The organism is Mesorhizobium sp. ESP7-2 (assembly GCF_020164715.1).
In the GTDB taxonomy this organism is placed as follows: Bacteria; Pseudomonadota; Alphaproteobacteria; order Rhizobiales; family Rhizobiaceae; genus Mesorhizobium.
The window spans coordinates 62,448-69,230 of record NZ_JAIUGQ010000036.1 but is presented as its reverse complement, the minus strand read 5'-3'; the positions used below and the strand labels follow the sequence as shown (position 1 = coordinate 69,230).

The window sequence follows — 6,783 nt, the reverse complement described above, 5'->3', positions numbered from 1 at the left end:
GGCAAGATCCAGATCGACCCGATGATCACCCACACGCTGAAGCTCGAGGACATCAACAGGGGATTCGACCTCATGCATGAGGGCAAGTCGATCCGGAGTGTCGTGCTTTACTGAAGACGGCCACACGCCGCCAGCCAACCGGCCAGCGACCTCTGTGGTGAAACATGGGAGGAAGTAAGAATGGCGGAGAAACTGCATCCGAAAATCGACAATGGCCTGCCCAGGGAAAGCGCAAGCTTTGCCGGCAGCACGTTGGTCTGCGCCTGTACCAGCAACCCGGTCAAGGTGAGGGTCAAGGGCCAGATCGCCCACAACCACGCCTGCGGCTGCACCAAATGCTGGAAGCCCGAAGGCGCTATATTCTCTGTGGTAGCGGTTGCCGGTACCGGCGATGTCACCGTCACCGAGAATGGCGACAAGCTGAAGGTGGTCGACCCGTCAGCGCTGATCCAGCGTCATGCCTGCACCCAATGCGGCGTCCACATGCACGGACCGGTCGAGCGCGACCATCCGTTCAAGGGCCTGTCCTTCATCCACCCTGAGCGCTTCGAGGAAGACGGCTGGTCGCCTCCGGGCTTCACCGCCTTTGTCTCGTCGATCATCGAATCGGGTGTCGACCCGAGCCGGATGGACGGCATTCGCGGCAGGCTGAGGACAATCGGCCTGGAGCCTTACGATTGCCTCAACCCGGGCCTGATGGACTACATCGCCACCTGGACGGCCAAGAAGTCCGGCGCTTTGCCGGCCTGACCGCTATGAGATCAGGCAGGGGCCGGACATGTTTCCGGTCCCTGCGCGTTTTCTGGAGAAACAATGCCCGCACCCGCCATCTACGTCGACGCCGACGCCTGCCCGGTGAAGGCCGAGGTAGAAAAGGTCGCCGAGCGCCATGGCATTGTCGTAACCTACGTCTCCAATGGCGGCCTGCGCCCTTCCCGCGACCCGATGATCCGCAATGTCGTGGTCTCCAAGGGCGCCGATGCCGCTGACGACTGGATCGTCGAGAACGCCAAGTCCAACGACATCGTGGTGACGGCGGACATTCCGCTTGCCGCCCGCACGGTGGCGCTCGGCGCGCATGTGCTGGGACCGACCGGGCGGCCCTTCACACCCGAGACGATCGGCATGGCGGTGGCGATGCGGGACCTCAAGCAGCATCTACGCGAAACCGGCGAAAGCAAGGGCTACAACGCCAGTTTTGCGCCGCAGGACCGCTCGCGTTTCCTCGGCGAACTCGACCGTATCTTGCGGCGGGCGCTGAAATCCGCCACACCAAGCTAGCAACAAAGCGCCATCCAGGTGGAGACCGCCATGGCCGCCGAAACCCCGGTCAAGAATCCGATGCAGCGCCATATGCTGTTCGCAGTCTCGGCTTGTATCGGTGCGTTTGCGCTGCTCGTGGCGTTGCTGCTGCACGCCCCGCTCGCCTACTCGATCGGCGCCAACGCATTTTTCGCCGCTTACGTCATTCTTGTCGTCAGCCAGATGCCCAAACTCACCGGCAAATATCTCAGCAAGAATGCACGCGCCACCGATCAGCCGGTGCTGGTCATCTTCGCTGTGACGCTCGTTGTCGTCGGCGTTGCCGTTATCTCCCTGTTCCTGCTGATCAATCGGAAGGACGGAGGTCACCCGATCGAACTCGGCTTCGCACTGCTGTCGATCCCGCTCGGCTGGTTCACAATCCATGCCATGGCGGCGCTCCATTATGCCCATGTCTACTGGATGGACGGCGACGCGGTCGACACCGACACCAACAAGAAGATCCCGGTCGGTGGCCTGCTGTTCCCGGGCGACAAACGCCCCGAGGGCTGGGATTTCCTCTACTTCTCGACTGTCATCGGCATGACGGCGCAGACCGCCGACACCAACATCTCGACGACGCACATGCGTCGTGTCGTGCTTGTGCACTCGGTCCTGTCGTTCTTCTTCAACACGGTCATCGTCGCCGCGGCCGTCAATCTTGCCGTCAGCCTGGGTGGTTCGTAATAAATCCGTGATCCGATGAAACATCGGTTTGGATCGCGACGTATCAGGAGGACAATGAACGCGCAGGCCAAGCCGCAAGGCCGGGAGACCAGACAAGATGGAATCGGTTGCCAGAAGCCAATCCGAAATTGAACCGGGTGTCCCCGCTTCAAAAGAGAAAACATTGATCTATCGCCAGTCGCGCTGGACGCGGCTGACACACTGGCTCTGGGCCATCTCGTTGTTTTTCATGCTTCTTTCCGGCCTGCAGATCTTCAATGCCCGGCCGCAGCTCTACATCGGCAAGCAATCCGGCTTCGGCTACAACAACACCATTTTCGCCATAGGCGCCGAAAACACCAATGCCGGGCCGCGCGGTTATACCGAAATCTTCGGGCACCGTTTCGACACGACAGGTGTCCTCGGCTGGTCGGGTCCGACAGGCAACGAGACGGCGCGCGGTTTCCCATCCTGGGCGACGATCCCCTCCTACTATGACCTCGGTACCGCCCGTGTCATCCATTTCTTCTTTGCCTGGATACTGACGACGACCTTGATCGTCTGGCTGGTCGCCAGCCTGATCAACGGCCACATCCGCCGCGATCTGGCGCCGCGCCTGGATGACCTCAAGCGCTTGCCACAGGACATCGCCAACCACGCCAGGCTCAAATTCCATCACACGCGCGAGTACAACACGCTGCAGAAAATGGCTTATGGCGGCGTGCTGTTCGTGCTCTTGCCGCTGATGATCATCACTGGTCTCGCCATGTCGCCGAGCATGGATTCGGTGCTGCCGTTTCTCAACGATCTGCTCGGCGGCCGGCAGACCGCACGCACCATCCATTTCAGCGTCATGGTTCTGCTGGTCGCCTTCTTCGTCATCCACATCCTGATGATCCTTGCCGCCGGCCCGATCAACGAACTGCGCTCGATCATCACCGGCTGGTACCGCACCGATCCTCCCGCGCATGACTCCAAAACGTCCGAGAGGAGTGTCTGACATGGCGAAATTTGAGATCAGCCGCCGAAAATTCCTCACCGCCGCCAGCCTCGGCGCTTCCGGCATCATGCTGTCGGGCTGCGACGCCTTCGACAGCCAGCTCAGCATCGGCAGCGGGCTGCGCAGTTTCCTCGAAAACGCCAATGGCCTGACCCACAAGGCACAACGGTTGCTCGGCGGCGGCAATTCGCTGGCGCCGGAATTCACAGAGGCCGACATCCGTCAGCCAATGCGGCCAAACGGCGTGACCGCGCCGGATGACGACACATACAAAGCCCTGCTCACCAACAACTTCGCCGATTGGCGTCTGGAGGTGTCAGGCCTCGTCGAAAAGCCGTTGTCGCTCACCCGCGAGCAGCTCATGAACATGCCGAGCCGCACCCAGATTACCCGCCACGATTGCGTCGAAGGCTGGAGCTGCATCGCCAAATGGACCGGTACGCCGCTGGCGCTGGTGCTCGACCAGGCGGTGGTCAAGCCGCAGGCGCGCTATGTCATGTTCCACTGCCTCGACACGATCGACCGCAGCCTGTCCGGCGACATCAAATATTACGGCACCATCGACCTGATCGATGCCCGCCACCCCCAGACCATCCTTGCCTATGGCCTGAACGGCAAACCGCTGCCGGTCGAGAACGGCGCGCCGCTGCGTGTCCGCGTCGAACGTCAGCTCGGCTACAAGATGCCGAAATATCTCTACAAGATCGAACTGGTCGACGGCTTCGTCAATGTCGGCGGCGGCCGCGGCGGCTATTGGGAAGACAATGGCTACGACTGGTACGGCGGGATTTGATGGACGCTCGCATTGCGGCCGAGCACGACCTGTCTCCAGTCGAATTGAGTTCGCTCGAGGAGCGTCTTCATCGTGACAACCGGCGTGTAACGGACCGCGACGACGACCGAGGGCTGGTCTTTGTCATCCGCGATGATGCGGGACACGCGATCGGAGTAGCCGCCGGCTACTCCTGGGCTGGCACGTCCGAACTCACATTGATGTGGATTGACGAGTGTTATCGCGGTCGCGGCTATGCAAGGCAGTTGCTCGAGGCTTTTGTCGCGGAGGCCGTGGATCGCGGCGTCAAGAAGATCTGGGTCTCCAGCCACGACTTCCAGGCGCCAGGCCTGTATGAAAAAGCCGGCTTCGAGCGCATGGCGGAACTCGCGGGATGGCCCGAAGGCCATTCCAATATCATTCTTTGCAGAACGATAGCAGCAGACGGCGCGGCTTAGGCCACCCTGTCGAGCAGCGGCTTCAGCGCCGGATGAATCTCCGGCGAGGCATGCTTGATCAATGTCAGCAGCGCACGTTCATTCTCGTACAAAGGCCGATTCACGCCGATATGTCCGACAAGCCATTTGGCTTCGCCGGCATCGATCGTCTCGGCGCGGCGGGCCAGCGCCTCGGCTGCCCTGTTCTTGGCTTCCCATTCGGTCTCGATATCGTCAGGAGACCGGTAGGCCTCGATGATGCCGGCGAGGCCGCCGGAGACCATGCGGCTGAAGAAACCGCCGATTTCCGGATCGGCGTGATCGAGGAAGGTTTCCTGGCGCAGCGCCACGTCGCGGGTGGGCGCCTCGTAACCGGCCGAGCACATGACGAAATTGGCGATCGCCTTGACGAACAGGTCGTTCCAGGACGGATCGTTGTTGGCCTGGGCTGTCCGCTCGTTGATCCTGAACAGCACCTCGGCCTCGGCCCGGGTGATGGCGATGTTGCCGTCGCCGCCATGGGCATGGAGGATACGGCGCAGAAGCTCGACTTCTGCCTTGGCGATCAATCCGGGCACCAGCGCACCGCCGAGCATCAGCGGTCCCTTGCCGTCGACGACCGCATTGGCGACCTGCTCCAGCGCGTAGACGCAAAGCCGGCTCGGCGAGGATTTCGCCTCTTCCAGCACATGGACCAGCAATTCGAGTTCAGTCCGGCTGTCGACCATGCCGTCGCGCGAAATCGTGCGGACCAGCCAGTCGGCATTTTCCTGTGAAATGTAGCCCGAGGGCTTTTCCTGGCGGACGATGTAGTCGGTGACCGCCTCGACGAAGAACGGTGCCCATTCCGCGCACTTGTCCCGCGCCGTCTGGTCGAGCGCGAACAAGGCCTCGGCTTCGCCCCGGGTCACCACGCCGTCCGCGAACACGTCGCGGCGCAGCATCGCCACATCCTCCGAAGCAATGCGGTTCTTCGACGTCAGCCCCGCCACCGGCGCACTCATGATCAACTCGCCCATCCGTCGTCTCCGTCCGCCCAACGCGTCACATCGGCCTGCTATATCAGGAGTGTCTTGAAAAACCGCCAAATGGCGTGGTTAGCGAAGACTTGTCAGCCAATGCATGTCGCCCAAAAGTGTGCAGCGGTTTTGGGAGAACGACATGCATCAACACAAAGATCTAAAGCGCGACGCGCTTAGATGTCGCTGGGAGGTGACAAGGTGTCGCCGACGGGCTATGGATGGCGCGTCGAGGGCTCAGGGTTTGAGTCCTACCTGTTTGCGGGAGAGAGCAGCGAGAGCTGCCGCCGAAGGGGAAATCGCCCGAAATCTCTCAGGCAAAAGAACCGTAGACGGGAAAGACACTCTGGAAAGTCGGGGCTTGCCCCCGCGCCGAAGGTGTAAGCGCCGCTGACAGAGTTCCGGCTGCGCGAGTCTCTCAGGCTTCAGACAGAGGGGCACGGACTGGTCGCCATCAGCGACCGATTGCGTGCGACTCTGGAGACGACATGACGGGCGACGACAAACACCTTCCCCTCGAAGATATCCATACAGCGGCCGGTGCGCGCTTCGGCGCCTTTGCAGGCTGGTCGATGCCGCTGACCTATCCGGCCGGCGTCATGAAGGAGCATCTTCACACCCGCGAACATGCGGGCCTGTTCGACATCTCGCACATGAAGCTGTTCGAGGTCAGCGGGCCGGATGCCGTCACGCTGCTCGACCGCGCCTGCCCGCTAGATGCCGGCGCGCTCGAAATCTCACAATCCAAGCTGACCTTCTTCCTCAATGAGGCGGGCGGCATTCTGGATGATCTGATCGTCACCCGGCTCGGCGATACGAGGTTCATGCTGGTCGCCAACGCCGGCAATGCCGTCGCCGACGAAAAGCATCTGCGCGCGCTGGCAGCCGATTTCGATGTGAAGGTCGAGCCGCTCGACCGTGTTTTCCTGGCGATCCAAGGCCCGGAAGCCTGGGCGGCACTATCCCGCGCCGGCCTCGAGACGGGCTCGCTGCTGTTCATGCATGGCATCGAGCCGCGGAAAAACTGGTTCATGAGCCGGTCGGGCTATACCGGCGAGGACGGTTTCGAGATCGGCCTGCCGGAAGCCGATGCAAGAGAACTCGTCGCCAAACTGCTCGCGGACGAGCGCGTACTGTGGATCGGGCTTGCCGCGCGCGACAGCCTGCGGCTCGAAGCCGGCCTCTGCCTGCATGGTCAGGACATATCGCCGGAGATCGACCCGGCCGCGGCGGCGCTGATGTGGGCAATCCCGAAAGAGATCCGTGCTTCCGGCACCTTCATCGGCGCCGACGCGTTGCGCGCCGCCGTGGAGCGGGGTCCGGCGCAAAAGCGCGTCGGGTTGAAGGCCGATGGCCGCCAGCCGGTACGAGCGGGCGCAACCCTTTTCGATGCCGACGGCAACCCTGCCGGCCATATCACATCGGGCGGCTTCGGCCCATCCGCCGGCCATCCGGTCGCCATGGGCTATGTCGCCACCCCGCTGGCCAAGCCCGGAACACGGGTTTTCGCCGACGTGCGCGGCACGAAGATCCCCGTCGATATCAGTTCCCTGCCCTTCACCCCTCATCGCTACCGCAAAGGATAGA

8 protein-coding genes, 1 pseudogene and 1 riboswitch are annotated in these 6,783 nt (G+C 62.1%); of the genes and pseudogenes, 8 read left to right on the top strand and 1 reads right to left on the bottom strand.

Annotation, left to right across the window (positions count from 1 at the left end; all coding sequences use genetic code 11):
* The 7 genes and pseudogenes from LB543_RS26360 to LB543_RS26330 all read left to right on the top strand — a co-directional run.
* Window positions 1-114 (top strand): annotated as a pseudogene (locus LB543_RS26360) (S-(hydroxymethyl)glutathione dehydrogenase); the annotation flags it as partial.
* Window positions 115-180: 66 nt separating this feature from the next.
* Window positions 181-750 (top strand): S-(hydroxymethyl)glutathione synthase, encoded by a 570-nt coding sequence (gfa, locus tag LB543_RS26355; protein WP_224590148.1) that lies wholly within the window; start codon window positions 181-183, stop codon window positions 748-750.
* 63 nt (window positions 751-813) lie between these two features.
* Complete coding sequence (locus tag LB543_RS26350) at window positions 814-1,281, top strand: YaiI/YqxD family protein (RefSeq protein ID WP_224590147.1); 468 nt, start codon at window positions 814-816, stop codon at window positions 1,279-1,281.
* A 30-nt stretch (window positions 1,282-1,311) separates the two neighbouring features.
* A complete protein-coding gene (locus LB543_RS26345) occupies window positions 1,312-1,989 on the top strand; it encodes a DUF1345 domain-containing protein (protein WP_140808705.1) in 678 nt (225 codons plus the stop codon).
* A gap of 97 nt (window positions 1,990-2,086) precedes the next feature.
* Entirely contained in the window at window positions 2,087-2,968 is an 882-nt protein-coding gene (locus tag LB543_RS26340; RefSeq protein ID WP_224616236.1) for a cytochrome b/b6 domain-containing protein, read from the top strand.
* 1 nt (window position 2,969) lies between these two features.
* Window positions 2,970-3,761 carry a molybdopterin-binding protein gene (locus LB543_RS26335; protein ID WP_224616235.1) on the top strand — a complete coding sequence of 264 codons (792 nt, stop codon included), beginning with the start codon at window positions 2,970-2,972 and terminating at the stop codon, window positions 3,759-3,761.
* A complete protein-coding gene (locus LB543_RS26330) occupies window positions 3,761-4,198 on the top strand; it encodes a GNAT family N-acetyltransferase (RefSeq protein ID WP_224616234.1) in 438 nt (145 codons plus the stop codon). Before LB543_RS26335 ends, LB543_RS26330 begins: the two co-directional genes overlap by 1 nt.
* Here the strand turns inward: LB543_RS26330 and LB543_RS26325 are convergent.
* Window positions 4,195-5,196: a hypothetical protein gene (locus LB543_RS26325; protein WP_224616233.1), complete on the bottom strand. Its 1,002-nt coding sequence runs from the start codon at window positions 5,194-5,196 to the stop codon at window positions 4,195-4,197. The two genes, LB543_RS26330 and LB543_RS26325, sit on opposite strands and share 4 nt — an antisense overlap.
* Window positions 5,197-5,448: 252 nt before the next feature.
* Window positions 5,449-5,535, top strand: a riboswitch (glycine riboswitch).
* A 149-nt stretch (window positions 5,536-5,684) separates the two neighbouring features.
* On the opposite strand from LB543_RS26325, the gene gcvT reads away from it, so the two are divergent.
* Window positions 5,685-6,782 (top strand): glycine cleavage system aminomethyltransferase GcvT, encoded by a 1,098-nt coding sequence (gcvT, locus tag LB543_RS26320; RefSeq protein ID WP_224616232.1) that lies wholly within the window; start codon window positions 5,685-5,687, stop codon window positions 6,780-6,782.
* The last annotated feature ends 1 nt before the right edge of the window (window position 6,783 follow it).